Source organism: Clostridium ljungdahlii (assembly GCF_001636845.1).
GTDB classification, from domain to species: Bacteria; Bacillota; Clostridia; order Clostridiales; family Clostridiaceae; genus Clostridium_B; species Clostridium_B ljungdahlii_A.
In genome coordinates this window covers 242,278-261,600 of the sequence record NZ_LITT01000035.1, presented here as the reverse complement: position 1 = coordinate 261,600, position 19,323 = coordinate 242,278, and the positions used below count along the sequence as shown (strand labels likewise).

Here is a 19,323-nt window from a genome sequence, read left to right as displayed (position 1 = left end):
GAATATTCTGGTTTATCTAAAACGTAAACATTTAGTAGCTTTAATACATTGATATCCTTATAATAATAGAATGTACGAAATTCAAATTATTATACTATAAACAGAGTTCTTGGCATCATGTTGAGTTTTGACTCAACATGATGCTTAGAAATCGTTATCCAGGCGCGTAGCAGTGCTTATCCCCCACTTTGATAGAAGATGGGGTGTTAGCAATGGTAGCGATCGGATAAATAAAAGAAGTAACTGGATAATATTATCAAGTGTTCTTATATTGTTTACATAGTGTTCAAAAAATAAATAGTTATTTTATTTATAGGACATTAAATTGTAACAAATAACTAATATAATTATAAGTGTCCTAAGGAAAATAGCCTTAGCGAAAATGAAAACAATAAAGTGTAGTACATAATTGATATAATTGATATCCCCTCAAAGATAAGAGTAAAAGGATGGACAAATATCGCCATCCTTTTATTTTGATTTTTTCAGCGCAGATAGGATTAGAGCCTATCATTTAATCCCAGCTCATAAGCATATATAATTTTTGAGGTTGTTTGATTAAAATTAGGAAAATCAATTCCTAATTCTCTTGCAGCTTCCATATTAAATTTATCATTAGAATGTTTAAATTTAATATGAGGGGTTTTATTATTTTTTATGTTTGTCATATATAATCACCTCTATTATATAGTGATAACCAATTATACAGCCTTATATTCAGAGAAAATTATGCATAAAATAAAATTAATTACTTATCAAATTATTATACTTAGAGAAACTTATTAAATGAAAAATTATCGGATGAAGCTTTAACAAATAAATATGAATTGGGTGCAAGTGTAGCTGTTGAGGCAATGAATAATATTGATATGAGTTATTGAGATATGATATAATTATTTATAGAAATTTAAGATTTTAATTAGTATCTTTTGTTAATAATGGAATTTAAAAATAAAGGCATATAGTGTATAAAACTTATCCAGGGTTTAGCAAACCTATGTACATAAGAGCTCTAATGGATTAAGGCCAAAGAGTTCTTTATACACAGCATAAAACTTGCAACTTTTGTAAAGCAGGCGAGTTGTTTGCGGATGATAACATTGGATAAATTAAATACACTGTATGTCTTTTTTATTTTTAAATATAATAAAAATATTTTATAAGGGAGGTAATTGATTAGAACTGCTGATGACCTATTAAACTAACCAAAAGAACTATGGCAAAATTAGTTAAAATTGCAAGAATGATTATATTGAAATGTAAATGGATAAGGTTAAAACCAATATAATTTAATGCCAAGGAGTGAGAATTCATGTTTCTTATGATTGATAACTATGATTCATTTGTATATAATCTAGTAAGATATTTGGAAGAACTGAATGAAGAGGTTAAGGTTTGTAGAAATGATAAATTAACATTGAAAGATGTGGAAAAAATACATCCCGAAGGAATTATAATTTCTCCAGGACCTAAATCCCCTGAGCAATCGGGTATTTGCGTGGATATAATTAAAAAATTTAGTGGTAAAATTCCTATTTTAGGTATATGCCTTGGACATCAATGTATCGGGTATGCTTTTGGTGGTAATATAATAAAGGGTAAGGAACCTGTACATGGTAAAATATTTAAAGTTCATCATAAAAATATAGGAGTATTTAAAGAAATCAAAAATCCTGTAGAGGTTACAAGATATCATTCGTTGGTAATAGAAAAGGAAACACTTCCTAAGTGTCTTAATATAACCTGTGAAACTTCAGATGGGGTTATAATGGGCGTTAGGCATGAAAAGTATCTTGTTGAAGGAGTACAATTTCATCCCGAGGCAGAACTCACAGAATGTGGACATGAAATGCTTAAGAATTTTATAGAAGAAGCAAGAATGTTTAGTAAGGGGGAATTGTATGAAGTTCTTCATTGAAGAAATAAAAACAGAATTAGATGCTTTTGATATTTACTCATTGTTTAAAGAAGATAGAACAGTTACCATTTTAGATAGCGGCATGGGTGCTGAAGATTTAGGCAGATACTCTTTTATAGGATTAAACCCTTTTACTACTTTTAAATATGAAGATAATATTTGTACTATAAATAAAAAAGAACTTAATGGTGATCCTTTTGACGAACTAAAAAAACTTATTGCAAAGTACAAAATTGAAAATAATACAGAGTTTCCATATATAGCTGGGGCTATGGGATATTTCTCTTATGATATAGGGAGAACTATAGAAGAGCTTCCTGTTATGACTATAGAAGAAATAAAAATACCTGACTGCTATTTTTATTTCTATGATAATGCAGTAATAGTAGATAACTTAAAAAAGAAGACCTATATTACTTCTTTAGGTATATTAAAGTCAGAAAAAGACAGCATTAATGAAATAAAAGGTAAAATATCCAAAGGACATAAAATTAAATATAGAAAAGTAAATGATAGTGATACAAAATTTGTATCAAACTTTGGCAGGGAGGAATATATAGAAACTGTAGAAAAGGTCAGACAGTTTATAAGAAATGGGGATATTTATATTACCAATCTGACTCAAAGATTCTGCTGCGAAACAAAAAAAGATCCTTATGAAGTATATAAAGATTTAAGGCATATAAATCCAGCACCATTTGCTGCATTAATGAACGTTGAAGATTTTAGTATAATATCTTCTTCACCGGAGAGATTTTTAGAAATAAGAAATAACCTTGTTCAAACAAGGCCCATTAAAGGGACAAGACCTAGAGGTAAAAATGAAGAAGAAGATTTAAAAAACAGACAAGAACTTATAGATAGTGAAAAAGATAGATCTGAGTTATTAATGATTGTGGATTTGGAGAGAAATGATTTAAGCAAGGTATGTAAGCCTTATTCTGTAAAGGTAATAGAACTTTTTAAATTAGAGGAATATAGTACAGTATTTCACTTGGTATCAACTATTGTAGGAAAATTAAAAGATAAGTATACAGCAGTAGATTGTATAAAAGCATGTTTTCCAGGTGGTTCTATAACTGGTGCACCTAAAGTTAGGTCTATGGAGGTAATTGAGAAATTAGAACCTACTAGAAGAAATATTTATACAGGATGCATAGGATATTTAGGTTTTGATGGCAATGTAGATTTAAATATAGTTATTAGAACTATACTTATGAAAAATGGAAAAGCTTATTTAGGTGTTGGTGGAGGAATTACCTGGGAATCTGATGATGAAGCGGAATATGATGAAACACTTGATAAGGCTAGAGCTTTGATGAAAGTGTTGTAAGTTGTAAAGGGGTGAATGGCAGTTATGATGCTCTTAAATGGTAATATGGTAGAAGATGATAAAGTTTTCTTAGACAGCGGCTTTTATTTTGGAAGAGGACTTTTTGAAACTATGCTCGTAAACAATGAACCGCTTTTTCTTGAAGATCATTTATATAGAATAAATAAAGGTCTTTCTATTATAGGAATAGATAAAGAAATTACTGAAAATGAAGTTATGGATGCTGTTAACAAGCTTCAGTGTAATAATTGTGTGTTGAAGTTAGTAGTTACAGAGAAAAATACGTTGTTTAATACTAGAAAAAACAATTATACTGAGGAACAGTATAAAAGAGGTTTTAATGTTAAAATAAGTTCTGTTAGGAGAAATGAATTTTCTCGGCTTACATACTTAAAATCTTTAAATTATTTAGAAAATATATTGGAACATGAAAAATGTATTGATGAGGGATATAATGAGGTGCTGTTTTTTAATACAGAGGATAAATTATCAGAGGGAAGTGTATCTAATGTGTTTTTTACAAAGAATGAAAAAATATATACTCCATCTAAAAAGTGTGGATTACTTGAGGGTACAGTAAGAAAGTTTATAATAGATAACTTTGATGTTACTGAAGGTGAATTCAGAAAGGAAGATTTAATGTCCGCAGACAGTGCTTTTTTAACTAACAGCATTATGGGAGTAATGAAGGTCTCTAATATTTACGATAGAAGTTTTAATGAATGTAGTATTATTGAGAAAATAAAAAAGGTTTATGAAGCACAATTAAAGAAACATTAAATATAGAGTTTCTAAACGAAAAATCACTTATACTCCGGATATTTTTTACAACATTCAGCTCGTTAAATATTTTGATAAGACTAAGTAAAAAATTTTGAAAAAATACTGAGAACTTTTGAAAACTCGTGCCTCAAACAATTCAAAAGTTCTAGATTTTTCAAAAATTTTTTCCTAAGTCTTATATACAAAATATTTAAAAGAGCTTCATTATTGTAAAAATACTCCTACGTATAAGTTGATTTTTAAGTTAGTATACCTATATGAGGGTTTATAGTTGAAACTTTATAAGATTAATGAAATCTACAATATTGGGAATTATATTGTAAGAGGGGAGGCGTAAGTATGGATAGAATAGGTGTCAATAATTTAATTTCCATTATTATAGGAGTATCTTTAATTTTAACCTGCTTTTTAATCTTTTATTTTTTTCAAAAGTATCTCTTTAGCAAATATAAAAATAAAGTAAAAAATATAGTAGATAAAGATGATGATTAAGTTAGCCCTTTTTCTTCAAGATTAAAGCTGCAAGGAAGAGAAATATTTCTAATCCTGTTCCAACAAATATAGACAGAAAAGGGTATGAATAAAAGCTGAAGCTCACCAATTCCAAGCTGTTCTTAAAGGAAGTCATACCAATAACAAAAGAGAGTAGTACAGCAGGAAATACAACAGGTTTATATGTATTTAGTTCTACAATTTGAGATATACCAACACTAAAGGCCCATATCATAGCTGAAGATGCTGTAATTGCTGCACCGATGACAATCATAAGCCAGATAGCTTCCACCCGTTCAAAAAACCGACCTAAATGAACAAATCTTGTAAGTTCAAGGCTGATATTTATCATGTTTTTAGCTTGTGGATAACTAAAAATGCCTATTGCACTTATAACCAGCATCACGAGGACCAAAGTACCTAAACTAACTGCAGTAAATTTTGCAATAAATCCGTTTTCTGGATGATTGCAAATGGGAATATACATACCCATAATAATACATATTCCTATAAAGGATAAAATTAGAGGGGTACCTGTTAAAGCTGGATATAAGCCCATTTCTAGCTGTGGTTTAAGTCTATCTAGTTGTATATCCGGTATGGCAAATAGAAAGAATAAAATAAGGGCAAATAAAAATAAGGGCCCCAAAATTTCGCATATTCTTCCTATTGCTTCTATTCCTTTTAAGACAGCATATGCAATTACAAGATAAGCTGAAATAAGAATTAGCTCTGTGGGGGTTTTGGGGAAAAATACCATATTAAGAATTATACTCAGTGATTTTTGCAGTACAGCAGATACCAGTAAAAAGAAAATAGGAAAAAATATTCCTATAATCTTACCTAGTTTTTTCCCTAAAATAGTTACGCTGTATTGTACCATATTTTGACCTGGAAATCTTATGCCCATGTAAGCATAGACAACAGCCAGGAGTACATCTAAAATCCAGGCTAAAATTACAGACAGCCAGGCATCCCTTCTTGCTTGAAAAATTAGCAGTCTAATTACTTGTAATCCACTGAAAGATGTAATGATACAAAAAAGCATCCATATAAATTGATTTGTAGTGATAACTTCTTTTTCACGCATATCTATTCACCTCAATGTGAAATTTATAATCTATTTAAAAATGTTTCCCCAATAGGTTTAAATAAGCTTTCTATTAAGTCTATAGGACCTGGAATGCCCAAACCTTTACCAATTTGAAAAAACAAAGATATTATAAGCAAAAATGCAGTACATAGAAATTCTTTCCACATACTTTTTTTTATTAGAAATATTCCCTCAAGCAGTACTATTAGAATTGCTGAAATAATTACAATTGCGGTCATTTACTTGTTTCCTCCTCATTTCTTACAACAGGATCTTTAATTATTCCTATATTAGTCAATTTAATTTCAAAACTAATTTTATATTTTATATTTGGAAATATTTTATCCCAATCTTTTTTTATATTAAGCCATTCCTTTGGATAGTTACTATATATTTTTGTTGAAAAACCAACAAAATCTGTATCTAGATTTTTCTGTGACTTTGTTATCAATTTATTTAGTTCACCTTTTAGTACAGATTCAATATCATATTCAAACCTAGATATATTTTCAGGGCTCATATCAATATTTCCTGCCTGCTCAATAAAGGCACTGCCCTTACATCGAATTTCCATATTAAAACCTTCTTCAGTTAAATGAGGAATTATTTGGGTGGATTGTTTAAAAACCCTAGTGGTTATATTTGTATTATTTTTAGCTGATTTAAGGGGAAATATATCTGTATGGCCTTTTGTATAGTCTGCCATCCAGAAAAGATTTTTAGATTCCTCACTTGTAAGTATTGCTATTAAGCGGTTGTTTTTCAAAATAGCCATTTTCTCCACTGTAATTCTGGGAGCGGTACTATCTTTTGATTTTTCTATATCAATTACAGGAGCAAAGGATGAATTTGACTCTTTTTTTGATTCTATAATAAAGCTATTTATGGTCATGGGTACAATAGGTCCGTTCCTTTCAAATAAACTCATCATAGTGTTTATGCCATTTGAAATAGCACCTTCATTAGGAATTTTACTTTTTAAGATTTCTTTAGCTGATTTATTTGAAACAAGTATCCAATTAGTACTTCGCATTTGACGATTTCTATTTAAATAATCCATTGCTTCAGAAACGCCTGATTCCGATTCACATAATTCTTTTGATAAAATGATTACTTTAGCATGTGAAAAGTCCAACAGGGTAGAACTATTTTTTGAAAAGTTTTGAACTGCATCAAAAATAGAATTCCCCGTGCTTGTTTGTATAATAGAATTATTTCCTTTTTTTAATGCATTATTGTCGTCTTTTGTGCCGTTTGGATTGATAATTTCTAATGTTACAACAAAGGAGTTATCACTGGATATTTTATCAATACCCATGCCTACTACAAGGCTAATTTCGTTTAGTTCACTTTTATCTGTGCTGCAGCCGTAAAGTGAAATTGAAAATATAAAGATTAAAATATAAAATAGCATTGATTTATACTTCATATTTTATTATCCTTTCTCGTCTTTGTTGTTTTTACAAAAAGTTTTTTGTCGCTGCAAGTTATTAGAATTGGCATAATGAGGTCTGCATTTCATATAAGGCCATGGAAATCTTATTAAAGCATCTTTCAAATCCTTTAAATTTAAAGGTGCTAGTGGAGAGAGATAATTTATACCAAAAGAACTCAATGATGATAGGTGAATTAAAAGTATAATGATGCCTAATAAAATTCCATATAACCCCAAAAATGCTCCTAAGCACAGCATGGCAAAACGTAAAACACGAATGGCGTAACCCATATCATAAGATGGAATACTAAAAGAAGCTGTTGCTGTAATGGCTATAACGATAACCATAATAGGAGAAGTAATGCCAGCTCTAACGGCTGCGTCTCCAATAACAAGTGCACCGACAATACCTACAGTTTGACTAGCTGGTGAAGGAAGACGGATACCTGCTTCTCTAAGTGCTTCAAAGACTATTTCCATTAATAATGCTTCAATAAAAATAGGAAAAGGTACCCCATGGGCAGCTCCCATAATACTAACGAGTAAAGGTGTAGGTATCATTTCTTTGTGATATAAAATAATTGCAACAAAACATCCAGGGAGCAGCATCGAAATTATGAAGAAAATTAATCTGATAAAGCGTACAAATATGGTAGTGGTATATCTTTCATAATAATCTTCACTGGTTTGTAAAAATTGAATTAAAGTAGCAGGAAGTATCAAAACACAGGGGGTACCGTCTACTAAGAGTGCTACCCTACCTTCTAAAATGCCAGCAGCCACTCTATCTGGCCTTTCACTGTGCTGAATTTGTGGAAATAATGTAAAATGAGTGTCTTCTATAAGCTCTTCTATATAGCCGCTTTCTAAAACAGAATCAATATCTATTTTAGAAAGTCTTTTTTTTACCTCTTCAACAATATTGTTATCTACTATTCCATGTAAATAGGTGATGCTTATTTTTGTTAGTGTTTGTTTCCCCATTGTAAATTCTTCAACTTTTAGTTCTGAAGATTTAATTTTTCTCCTAAGTTGAGAGATATTTATAGAAATATTTTGTGTAAAGCCTTCATTTGGTCCCCTTATAACCCTTTCAACATTTGTTTCTGATACGTTTTTTTCCTTCCATCCTGGCGTTTTCATTTCTAAAGCTTTATCATCACCATCTAGTAAAAATATGCTATTTCCATTTAAAAGAGAATTTGTAACTTGACCAATAGTCCCTAGTTCACTTACTTTTGCAGTTTGAAGAAAACGTTTCCTAATTATTTCTAGAGTACCATTAGATCTTAAATTATCTTGAGAAATTTCTTTTATATTCATAATTGAAGGTAGTACATTTTCGTTAATTGATCTTATATCCGAAAGTCCATTTATAAAAATAAGTACGCATGGACGTTCTTCTATTGAATCTATAACAAATTTATGATAAACAACATCAGCACAATTTGAAAATACTTTGTATAATAGGTTTAAATTATTTGAAAGAGATTTATTTAATGGCAAATTATATCTATCATCAGATAACTTTTGTACATAAATAGGATCTGAAGTGTTTTTAGAATTAAAAAACTTCTTCACAATTAAAGACCTCTTTCCTAAAAAGTTATTTTATAATTTATGATTATTCTCTGCATTGTAGGAAAAAATATTCAATTTTCATACTTGTACTTTTACAATAATATATTAATATATTATTATTATATATAAGCATATTTTCAACAAATAATAAAAGTAACAGTATATTTTTATTATCTTTTCAAAGCTTTTTGATACTTCCATAATGATATTTTTCTTTATCCAGCGTTATCTTCCTTTCAAATTGATATATTTAAGGTAATTATAACCTTTGCTGATTATATAGCAATGTTGTATTAAACATTGCCTGTAAAATATGTAATACAAACTAAAAGTGTTACTGTTAAGGAAGAAAAATAGGGTACTTATAAAATTGGAGTCCGAATATTTTTAACTGATAATTAGAGAATATTTAACTTATATTTAACTTGTAAAATGTATACTTTTTTTAAAATTAAATTAATGGGGTGCTATAAATGAGTATAGATAATGAACTTGATAAAATATTAGAGGAAAAGAGTATAAGTACTGTTTTTCAACCTATTATTTCTTTAAAAAATGGTTTTATTATAGGATACGAAGCACTTAGCCGCGGACCTGAAGGCTCACCTTTATATTTTCCAAGCAAGCTTTTTTCCACTGCAGAAAAATATAATAAAACATGGGAGCTTGAATCTTTGTGCAGGGTGAAGGCTATCGAAAAAGCAAAGGAAATTGATAAAAATAAGCTGCTGTTTATAAACGTAGATCCTAAAATATTTAGAGATGAGAGATTTAAAAGCGGATTTACAAAAGAATTTTTAAAGAAGCACAATATGTCTCCGGACTCAATTATATTTGAAATCACGGAGAAAACTGCTATAGAAGATTATAAAAGTTTTAAAACTGCCCTTGAAAATTATACTGATCAGGGATATAAAATTGCAATTGATGACACAGGGGCAGGGTATTCAGGCCTTAAAACTTTAATGGAAACAAAACCTAATTATGTTAAAATTGATATATCTTTTGTAAAAGATATAGATAAAGATTCATTTAAGCAGGAGCTTATGAAAACATTTGTAAGCTTAGCTAGAGCTACTCATATGAAACTTATTGCAGAAGGAATTGAAACGAAAGAAGAACTTTTAACCTTAATTAAAATAGGTGTTTGTGCTGGACAGGGATATTTTCTTCAAAGACCAGCAGGAACATTTTTAGATATTCCACAAAATGTAAGAGAAAAAATAATTGATTATAATAAAATATCTGATAACAAAGTTAAATTTGAAAAAAGTTATATTGGAGATATTGCCCAAGAAAATAAAACATTTTCGGTATCAACTAAAAGTGAAAATATAAAAAAATTTTTTGAACAATCAAGTGTTACAGGAGTATGTATAGTAAATGAAGATTTTCCAACAGGTTTAATTATGAAACACAATCTTGATTCTATGCTTGCTACAAAATATGGAATCTCAGTGTTCTTAAAAAGACCTATATCTTTAATTATGGATTGTTCACCTCTTATAGTAGACTATTATGATTCTATAAGTGAAGTATCAAAAACTGCAATGACAAGAGAAAATGGTAAGATTTATGATTATGTCATAGTTACAAAGAATAACAAATATTGTGGAATTGTAACAGTTAAATGCTTACTTGAATATACAGTGGAATTTGAAAAAAATTATGCAAAAAATCTCAATCCTTTGACTGGACTACCGGGTAATGCAATTATAAATAAAACTCTTAAAGATATGATTGGCTATAAAAATAGTTTTTTACTTCTTTATGCTGATTTAAATAATTTTAAAGTATATAATGATACCTATGGTTTTGAAAATGGAGATAAGGTATTAAAATTTACTTCAATTTTTTTAGAAAATAAAATTAAGGAATCTTTTCCATACAATAGCTTTATAGGACACTTAGGAGGAGATGACTTTGTGTGCATAATAGAAGATACTGCTGCTAAATGTTATAAATTATGTGAAGAGATGACCCAGGAATTTGATTTGAAAATACTTAATTTTTTTAATGAAAAAGATAAAGAAAATAATTACATAGAATCTTTTGATCGAAAAGGTAATAAAGACATTTTTCCACTTACGTCAATTGCATTTGGAGGAATGTATGGAAATTTCGATAGATTTAAAGATGTAGATGAAATTGGTGAATATATGAGTACTTTAAAAAAACAGGCTAAAAGAAATAGGAATAGGAGCAGCTATATAATTGATGAAGTTTATTAAAATGAGTTCAATTATATTGCAAATTAAGTACTAGTATGATACACTGAATGAGTATTAGTAATAGCTGATGCTTAGATTTGATTGGATGAACAACATATCTCTTTTAGAAATATATTTGTGAATCGTTTTAGATCTTGATTTTTGGAAAAGGAGGTATGTTTAAATGGCAGATAAAACTATAGTTTGCAAAGATTGTGGAGAAGAATTCGTATTCACTGAAGGCGAACAAGAATTTTATAAAGAAAAAGGTTTTGAAAATGAACCTCAGAGATGTCCTGATTGTAGAAGAAAAAGAAAACAGCAGAACAACAGAGGATTCAGAAGATAATAAAGTGTTTACTAAAGTCCTATAGTTTTATACTATAGGGCTTTTAAAAGTTTAGATGATTTTTATCCGATGACTACCTGCTCTAATACTCCCACGCACACAGCGAAAGCGACTATCACCAAATCAAAGATTTGGGATATCTGCTTTTCTCCGAGTGTACGTTGCGGGCAGCTACGTCACTGGATAATGATTTTTCCTAAAGGATAACGCCTTGTAAGTGCTGAAGCACTTAGAACTCTGTTTATAGAAAGGGGATTGGAAATGACAAAGGATAATGTTTGGACCAATAAAAGTACTATGTATCAATATATAAAACAGTATTTACAAATGACTTTAGGATGCATAATAACAGCCTTTGGATTTAATCTGTTTTTAAAGCCAAATGAAATAGCTTCTGGTGGTACGGTTGGAATATCCATATTAGTACAGCACGTATTTGGTGTAGAGCCTGCCATTACCCAATGGTGTGCTAATATTCCACTGATTTTTGTAGGATTAGCTTTTTTAGGAAAAAAATTTGCGTTAAGAACTGTATTTGGTTCTTTAGTTTTACCTTTATGTATACTTTTTACCACCAATGTTCATGCTGTTACATTAAATCCACTTTTAGGTTCTATATATGGAGGATTATTATCAGGTATAGGACTTGGACTAGTTTTTAAAAGCGATGGATCTACAGGAGGAACTTCAATAATAGCTAGTATTATCAACAAGTATACGGCATTGAGCATTGGAAATTCTCAGGGATTAATAGATGGTTCTGTAATTATTTGTGCTGGGTTTGTATTTGGTGGAGAAAAAGCACTTTATGCGATTATATCCATATTTATAACTAGTAAGGCTATTGATTTGGTACAATTAGGGTTTAGTGGATCAAAGGTTGCTTTTGTAGTTTCTGATAGATCACAGCTAATTAAAAAAGCTGTATTAGAGGATTTAAACAGAGGTGTTACCGTGCTGTCTGGCTTTGGTGGTTATACTGAAGAAAAACGTACAGTTTTAATGGTGGTTATGGATCAATCAGAATTGAACAGATTTAAAACTTTCATAAAAAATATCGATAAAGACTCATTTATAATAATAAGTGATACCCATGAAGTTTTAGGACAGGGATTTAAATTATACAGCGGAGTTGAGAACAAAAAAATAGTTTGATAATCAGGCTGTAAAGTATTTTGAAGGTTTATAGTTCAAAACTGTAGAAAATATGCAAACTGTAGTATATAATAATTAATAATCGGTATAAGTTTTTTATGGATCAATATGTTAAAATAATTATATGATAAATTTTAAGATAGAGGCGAGAAATTTGATAGATATAAAAACTGAAAAAGAAATAGGATATATGGCTGCAGCAGGGAAGATACTAGCATCGTGTCATAAAGAAATTAGAAAAATGATTAAGCCGGGTATAACTACTATGGAAATAGATGCTTTTACGGAGAAATATTTAAAAGAAAATGGGGCAACACCTGAGCAAAAAGGTTATATGGGTTTTCCATATGCTACTTGTGCCTCAGTAAATGATGAGATCTGTCATGGATTTCCAAACAACAAACCTTTAAAAGAAGGGGATATTGTAACTATAGACATGGTTGTAAATTTAAATGGATGGTTGGCTGATTCTGCGTGGTCTTATGCAGTAGGAAATATATCTAAAGAAGCCGGGGATCTTATGAAGGTTACAAAAGAATGTCTTTACAGAGGTATAAAGAAAGCTGTTGTTGGAAATAGAATAGGCGATATAGGACATGAAATACAAAGCTATGCAGAGCCATTAGGATATTCAGTAGTAAGAGATTATACAGGACATGGTATAGGAAAAGTAATGCATGATGATGTATGTGTACCTCATTATGGTAAACCGGGAAGAGGACTTAAACTTAGAGAGGGTATGGTAATTACTATAGAACCTATGATAGATATAGGTACTTACTCAGCTGTAGTAGATAGTAATGATTGGACAGCACGTACTGCAGATGGAAGTCTTTCAGCACAGTATGAGCATACTATTGCTATAACGAAAAATGGACCCGTTATTTTAACTGATCAAGACAATATTTAAAAGGCAGAAATTCAGCAGCCGCGGATAAGTATCAGAAATAGATGACATTATTCACGGCTATATATTTTCAATAATTAGAAAATAATGAAATCCAAATCAATTCACAATTTTGGCAGGCTTTTCTCCGCTAATGTTATAAAAAATTTAAAAACTAGGTAGCATGAATATTAAATTTTTGTGACAACAGAAAATCATCGTTCATTGTGAATTGATTATTTCGTATTATGAATTATGTTATGATTTGCTATATATGGTAAATGACATATATAGATTGACATAATAGCCCGTAGGGCTTATTTTTATACGCTAATATATAAATCTGAAAGGAAGGTATCTATGGTAAAAAGTTATATGTCAAAGTTATCTAAAAATGATGAAGTAAAACAAAAATATCTAGGAAATAAAGGCCTTATAATTCTTATTTCTTTATTAAGTGCTTTTGTGCCTTTATCTACGGACCTTTATCTTCCAGCCCTGCCTATGATGTCTGAATATTTCCATGTATCGCAGGCTGTTACTAACCTTACGCTTATAATGTTTTTTGTATTTTTTAGCATAGGCATGCTTGTATTTGGGCCTTTAAGTGATAAATATGGACGTAAACCAGTACTTATTATGGGCCTTGTATTTTATTTAATAGGAAGTGTCATGTGTGTATTTGCTCCTGATATGCCCCTTTTAATATTTTCTAGAATTATTCAAGCGATTGGAGGAAGTGCAGCTAGTGCAGTGGCTACAGCTATTGTTAAAGATGTTTACAGTGGCAAAAAACGAGAATCGGTTTTATCTATTGTTCAATCTATGACAGTAATTTCTCCAGCTGTAGCTCCAGTTTTAGGTTCATGGATTTTAAAAGTGACTTCATGGAGAGGAATATTCGTAGGTCTTACCATCATAGGATTAGCATCTCTAGTAGGCTCTATATTGCTAAATGAAACTTTAACAAATTATAATAAAGGTACAGTAATGCAGACATTGGGAAGGTTAGGCGTAGTACTTAAAAATCCAGGATTTTCTTCTATGTTACTTATATTCTCTATAGTAAATATAGCATGTATGGCCTTTATATCTGCCTCATCCTATATATATCAAGAAGGTTTTAAGCTTACAAGCCAAGTGTACAGTTATTATTTTACTTTAAATGCAGTGGGAATGTTATTTGGTCCATTCCTTTATCTTAAGCTTGCAGGTCGTCTTAAACGTGAATTTATTATTGATGTTTGTTTTATTGTAATGGTAGCTAGCGGTATATTAGTTTGTATATTTGATAACAGCAAACCTTGGGTATTTGCATTATCTCTTTTACCATCTACTATAGCATCATGCTGTTTGCGTCCACCAAGTACTAATTTGATGCTTGAGCAGCAGCAAAAAGATACAGGTTCAGCATCATCACTTATAGGTGGATTTGCAATGATTATGGGAAGTGTAGGTATGGTTATTGTTTCATTTAATTGGTCCAACCAAGTTTTTGTAATAGGAGCTGTAAATGCTGTAATAGGACTAATTTGTGGAATTGGATGGAAATTGACTTATAAAAAACCATATATAAGACACTTTTCTGAAATAGATATGGAGCATTGTGATGTAGTAAAATAAATATACTTTTATAGAGTTTCTAAGTAAAAATGAGCTTATACTCCGAATATTTTTTACAATCTTCAGCTCGGTTAAATATTTTGATAAGTCTAAGCAAAAAATTTTAAAAAATTTAAGAACTTTTGAAAACTCATACCTCAAACAATTCAAAAGTTCTATATTTTTTACGAATTTTTTCCTACGACTTATATACAAAATATTTAAATGGCTTCATTACTGTAAAAATATGCCTGCGCATAAGCTCATTTTTAAGTTATAAATTCTATATTCGATTATAAATTAAAACAGCTGCCATACTATGTTAAACATAAAATTTAAATTGTTACATATATGTATATTTTTCAGAGTAACACTATAGGGATACCAATTCAAAATTGTTATTATGCGATTTGGTATAAGACAATTTTCAATATAGAAAACATGTATAAAAACATGTTATAGTCGTTGATCCAACTATTTGCAAATCAAATAAGCGTATAGAGTTAAATGTGATATCATAAAATTAAATGTTATAATATCTAGAGTTAAGGGGGAATATGTAGTGGCAGATTATAGAGAATTATGGAGTAAGTTGGGAATAGATTTAGAAAAGCATGATAAATTATGTGCAGTACTTCCAGAATTATATGGTGGTGTTTATTTAACCCAAAAAAATAGGCCAGAGGGAATGAATTATTTTAATCTTGTAGTAGCTGAAGTTCATGGATTAAGAATACAGGAACTGGATGACTATAAAGCACAAGGTGGAAAAGTAGTAGGAACATTTTGTGTGTTTGTTCCTGATGAAGTTATACTTGCAGCAAAAGCAATAGGGGTAGGACTTTGCTCAGGATCACAATTTTGGGTTGAAGATGGTGAAAAGGTTTTACCAAGGAACCTATGCCCTTTAATTAAGGCACTTATGGGTGCAAAAGTTGGAGGAACGTGTCCATATTTTCAATCGTGTGATATGCTAATTGGAGAGACAACCTGTGATGGAAAGAAAAAAGCTTGGGAAATATTAAATGACTATGTGCCAGTTCATGTTATGGAATTACCACAGATGAAAAGAGAAAAAAATTATAAGGCTTGGGAAGAAGAAATAAAGGAATTTATAAGCAAGATGGAAGAACTTACGGGCAATAAGATAACTGTAGAAAGTTTAAGACAAGGCATAAAGACTGCAAATGCTAAGAGAAGGGCACTTAAAAGATTATATGATCTGAGAAAATATAAGCCGTCTCCAATAAGTGGACTAGATGTTTTATTGATATCACAAATTGCCTTCTATGATGATCCAGATAGATTTGTAGAAAAATTAAATGAACTATGCGATGAATTGGATGAAAGAGTTAAAAAAGGCGTAGACGAGGGTAAAAAAAGGATCATGATAACAGGAACCCCAATGGCACTGCCTAACTGGAAACTTCATTCTATTATAGAAGGGTTAAATGCACAGGTAGTAGTTGAAGAAACATGTACAGGAACCAGATATTTTGAAAATGAAGTTTGTGAAGAGGGAGAAACTATAGACGATTTAGTAAAAAATTTGGCTGACAGATATATGAAGATAAACTGTGCCTGCTTTACTCCAAATACAGGAAGAATTGATGATATAATAAAATATGTAGATGAATATCATGTAGATGGGGTAATAGATTTTAATCTTTCATTTTGCCATACTTATGCAGTAGAACATAAGGATGTAGAAAAAGTGTTAAAAGAAAAAGATATACCTTTAATTCAGATAGAAACGGATTATTCTACAGAGGATTCAGGACAGATAAAAACAAGAGTAGAGGCATTTTTAGAGATGATATAATGTAGGAGATTTATAGTATGGGAAATAAAAGATACTATATACTTTTTCCATCTCATACTGAAGGGATGAAGATGGAAAAGTTATTAAAAGGGAGTAAATTAGAATATACAATTGTACCTACACCTAGGGAAATTTCATCCTGCTGCGGCATATCTATAATGTATAGCAAGAAGGATGAAGAAGAAATAAAGCTGATGGCACGACAGCATAATGTAAAAACCTTAGGTTTTCACTGTGTAGATAAAAAAATTGTGAATCCTTATTTATAAATAACTCAACTTAATATAAAAGGTGGAATTTTATGATTTACGTAGGCATAGATATAGGTTCTACTGCTTCAAAAGTTTGTTTATATGACAGTGAAATTAAGGGAACCTTCACGCTTCCAACAGGTTGGAGCAGTGTGAAAACTGCTGGTGTCATAAAAGATAGACTAAAAAAAATAGGATTAGAGAAAGATAATTGTAAAATAGTAGCTACAGGGTATGGAAGAGTATCCGTTCCCTATGCTGATAAAACTATAACTGAAATTACTTGCCACGGAAAAGGTGCTTATTACCTTTTAAAAGATGATTGTACGGTAATTGATATAGGTGGTCAAGATACCAAGATAATTACCATAAAAGGTGGTAGAGTTACTAATTTTACTATGAATGACAAATGTGCAGCAGGTACAGGAAGATTCCTAGAGCTAATGGCTGGCACTTTAGGGTTTACCATAGATGAACTATGCGAAAAAGCTAAAAGCGGCAATGGAGTTACTATAAGTTCTATGTGTACTGTATTTGCTGAGTCTGAAATAACAAGTTTAATTGGAAATGGTACCAGAAGAGAAGATATAGCTTTTGGAGTAGTTGATTCTATTACAAGTAAAGTAAAATCTCTATGTCAAAAGCATGGAGAAGAATTTAATTATTTTTTAACTGGTGGTTTAAGTCAAAATGAGTATATAATAAACATCCTTTCTAAAAAATTAAAATCACCTGTTAAAAGTAATAAATTTGGAAGATATGCAGGTGCTATTGGAGCAGCTCTTTCAGCCTCAAAATTGAAATAACATGTTGACTTTGATTTAAAACTGTGATATCCTAAGTACAGTCAAAATTAAATAATGAAAGACCTTTAAAACTAGTCCTGTGAGACTGGGAAGGCATATGTAGAATATAAAATTATTATATTATGGTATAATAATGCCTTCCGCAAAGGAAGGCATTTTTTTACACCTTTAAATTTAGCACGGAGAGGCTGAGAAGGAGGAATTATCAATGTTAAAAGGAAGACATCTAATAGATATAATGGATTTTTCAATAGAAGAATTAGATGAGATATTCAAACTTGCAAATGAAATAATTTCAAAAGAGAAGGATTTTTCAAAGGTATGTGATGGAAAGCTTCTAGCAACCTTATTTTATGAACCAAGTACCAGAACTAGACTTAGTTTTGAATCTGCTATGATTAGGCTAGGTGGAAAGGTAGTAGGTTTTTCAGAACCTAATTCAAGTTCTGTTTCAAAAGGTGAAAGTATAGCAGACACAATAAGGGTAATTGGATGTTATGCAGATATTATAGCTATGAGACATCCTAAAGAAGGGGCACCTAAGATTGCATCTATGTATTCTACAGTACCTGTTATAAATGCAGGAGACGGTGGTCACCAACACCCAACACAAACACTTACAGATCTTTTAACCATTAAATCTATAAAAGGAACATTATCCAATCTAAAAATAGGCTGCTGCGGTGACTTGAAGTTTGGAAGAACAGTACACTCGCTCATAAACGCCATGTCTAGATATGAAAACAATAGTTTTACTCTTATATCCCCGGAAGAATTGAAAGTACCTGATTACGTTAAGAAGGAATTAAATAAAAAAGGTGTTAACTACAGTGAAACTAAAAATTTAGAAGATGCTATAGGTTCTCTTGACATACTTTATATGACCAGAGTACAGAAAGAAAGATTTTTTAATGAAGAAGATTATATAAGACTTAAAGACATATATATATTAAGTAAAGATAAAATGTCTAAAGCGGGTAAAGATATGATAGTACTTCACCCACTTCCAAGAGTAAATGAAATTCCATATGAAATAGATAGTGATCCAAGAGCTTGTTACTTTAAACAAGTTAAATATGGTATGTATGTGAGAATGGCATTAATGTTGAAATTACTTGGAATTAGGTAGGGGAGGAAGATAAATATGCTTACAATAAATAGTGTAAAGAACGGTATCGTAATTGACCATATAAGAGCAGGATACGGGATGAAAATATTTAATTACCTGGAACTAAACAAGGCAAAGTATTCTGTGGCACTTATAATGAATGCGGTAAGTGAAAAATTAGGAAGAAAAGATATAATCAAAATAGAAAATAATTTGGAACTGGATTTTACAGTACTTGGATTTATAGATCCTAACATTACAATTGATATAATAAAAGATGAAAAGATATATAAAAAGATAAAATTGAAACTTCCAGATAAAATTGAAAATATAATAGAATGCAAAAACCCAAGATGTGTTACTTCTGTAGAAAAAAATATACCTCATATCTTTAATCTGGTGGACGAAAAAACAGGGTCCTATAGATGTGAATATTGTGACCAGATATATGAGAATTTATCGAAATATCTTTAAATTAAAGAAAAGTTATATTTAAAGA

General features: G+C 30.4%; 19 protein-coding genes. 14 read left to right on the top strand and 5 right to left on the bottom strand.

Annotated elements, in window-relative coordinates; all coding sequences use genetic code 11:
* Positions 1-500 precede the first annotated feature (500 nt).
* On the bottom strand, positions 501-668 hold the full coding sequence (locus WY13_RS21105) for a hypothetical protein (protein ID WP_154104926.1): 168 nt from the start codon (positions 666-668) through the stop codon (positions 501-503).
* Between the two features lie 644 nt (positions 669-1,312).
* Between WY13_RS21105 and WY13_RS13720 the strand changes: the two genes are divergently transcribed.
* The 4 genes from WY13_RS13720 (at position 1,313) to WY13_RS21100 (ending at position 4,526) form a co-directional block, all read left to right on the top strand.
* On the top strand, positions 1,313-1,918 hold the full coding sequence (locus WY13_RS13720) for an anthranilate synthase component II (protein ID WP_063556188.1): 606 nt from the start codon (positions 1,313-1,315) through the stop codon (positions 1,916-1,918).
* Positions 1,902-3,251: an aminodeoxychorismate synthase component I gene (gene pabB / locus WY13_RS13715; protein WP_063556187.1), complete on the top strand. Its 1,350-nt coding sequence runs from the start codon at positions 1,902-1,904 to the stop codon at positions 3,249-3,251. Before WY13_RS13720 ends, pabB begins: the two co-directional genes overlap by 17 nt.
* A 15-nt stretch (positions 3,252-3,266) precedes the next feature.
* On the top strand, positions 3,267-4,031 hold the full coding sequence (locus WY13_RS13710; protein WP_242866499.1) for an aminotransferase class IV: 765 nt from the start codon (positions 3,267-3,269) through the stop codon (positions 4,029-4,031).
* 342 nt (positions 4,032-4,373) lie between these two features.
* Positions 4,374-4,526, top strand: coding sequence for a hypothetical protein (locus tag WY13_RS21100; protein ID WP_156499045.1), 153 nt, complete (start codon positions 4,374-4,376; stop codon positions 4,524-4,526).
* Between the two features lies 1 nt (position 4,527).
* Here WY13_RS21100 and WY13_RS13705 read toward each other — a convergent pair whose 3' ends face one another.
* From WY13_RS13705 to WY13_RS13690, 4 genes are read right to left on the bottom strand one after another with little or no spacing between them, the layout of a single operon-like run.
* Positions 4,528-5,616, bottom strand: a complete 1,089-nt coding sequence (locus WY13_RS13705) for a GerAB/ArcD/ProY family transporter (RefSeq protein ID WP_063556186.1) — start codon at positions 5,614-5,616, stop codon at positions 4,528-4,530.
* A 23-nt stretch (positions 5,617-5,639) separates the two neighbouring features.
* On the bottom strand, positions 5,640-5,858 hold the full coding sequence (locus tag WY13_RS13700) for a hypothetical protein (protein WP_063556185.1): 219 nt from the start codon (positions 5,856-5,858) through the stop codon (positions 5,640-5,642).
* A complete protein-coding gene (locus WY13_RS13695) occupies positions 5,855-7,048 on the bottom strand; it encodes a Ger(x)C family spore germination protein (protein WP_063556184.1) in 1,194 nt (397 codons plus the stop codon). Before WY13_RS13695 ends, WY13_RS13700 begins: the two co-directional genes overlap by 4 nt.
* A 6-nt stretch (positions 7,049-7,054) precedes the next feature.
* Complete coding sequence (locus WY13_RS13690) at positions 7,055-8,635, bottom strand: spore germination protein (RefSeq protein ID WP_082848512.1); 1,581 nt, start codon at positions 8,633-8,635, stop codon at positions 7,055-7,057.
* Between the two features lie 473 nt (positions 8,636-9,108).
* Between WY13_RS13690 and WY13_RS13685 the strand changes: the two genes are divergently transcribed.
* The 10 genes from WY13_RS13685 (at position 9,109) to WY13_RS13640 (ending at position 19,298) form a co-directional block, all read left to right on the top strand.
* Positions 9,109-10,866, top strand: a complete 1,758-nt coding sequence (locus WY13_RS13685; RefSeq protein ID WP_063556183.1) for a GGDEF domain-containing protein — start codon at positions 9,109-9,111, stop codon at positions 10,864-10,866.
* 163 nt (positions 10,867-11,029) lie between these two features.
* Positions 11,030-11,194, top strand: a complete 165-nt coding sequence (locus tag WY13_RS13680) for a zinc-ribbon domain-containing protein (RefSeq protein ID WP_013240204.1) — start codon at positions 11,030-11,032, stop codon at positions 11,192-11,194.
* 261 nt (positions 11,195-11,455) lie between these two features.
* A complete protein-coding gene (locus tag WY13_RS13675) occupies positions 11,456-12,349 on the top strand; it encodes a YitT family protein (RefSeq protein WP_063556182.1) in 894 nt (297 codons plus the stop codon).
* 154 nt (positions 12,350-12,503) lie between these two features.
* Positions 12,504-13,259 carry a type I methionyl aminopeptidase gene (gene map / locus WY13_RS13670; RefSeq protein WP_063556181.1) on the top strand — a complete coding sequence of 252 codons (756 nt, stop codon included), beginning with the start codon at positions 12,504-12,506 and terminating at the stop codon, positions 13,257-13,259.
* Between the two features lie 336 nt (positions 13,260-13,595).
* Entirely contained in the window at positions 13,596-14,858 is a 1,263-nt protein-coding gene (locus tag WY13_RS13665; protein ID WP_063556180.1) for a multidrug effflux MFS transporter, read from the top strand.
* Between the two features lie 541 nt (positions 14,859-15,399).
* Positions 15,400-16,659: a double-cubane-cluster-containing anaerobic reductase gene (locus tag WY13_RS13660; RefSeq protein WP_063556179.1), complete on the top strand. Its 1,260-nt coding sequence runs from the start codon at positions 15,400-15,402 to the stop codon at positions 16,657-16,659.
* Between the two features lie 17 nt (positions 16,660-16,676).
* Positions 16,677-16,928: a DUF3343 domain-containing protein gene (locus WY13_RS13655; RefSeq protein ID WP_063556178.1), complete on the top strand. Its 252-nt coding sequence runs from the start codon at positions 16,677-16,679 to the stop codon at positions 16,926-16,928.
* 32 nt (positions 16,929-16,960) lie between these two features.
* Positions 16,961-17,716 carry an acyl-CoA dehydratase activase gene (locus tag WY13_RS13650; RefSeq protein ID WP_063556177.1) on the top strand — a complete coding sequence of 252 codons (756 nt, stop codon included), beginning with the start codon at positions 16,961-16,963 and terminating at the stop codon, positions 17,714-17,716.
* 208 nt (positions 17,717-17,924) lie between these two features.
* Positions 17,925-18,845 (top strand): aspartate carbamoyltransferase, encoded by a 921-nt coding sequence (gene pyrB / locus WY13_RS13645; protein ID WP_063556176.1) that lies wholly within the window; start codon positions 17,925-17,927, stop codon positions 18,843-18,845.
* A 15-nt stretch (positions 18,846-18,860) separates the two neighbouring features.
* Positions 18,861-19,298, top strand: coding sequence for an aspartate carbamoyltransferase regulatory subunit (locus tag WY13_RS13640; RefSeq protein WP_063556175.1), 438 nt, complete (start codon positions 18,861-18,863; stop codon positions 19,296-19,298).
* Positions 19,299-19,323: the final 25 nt, after the last annotated feature.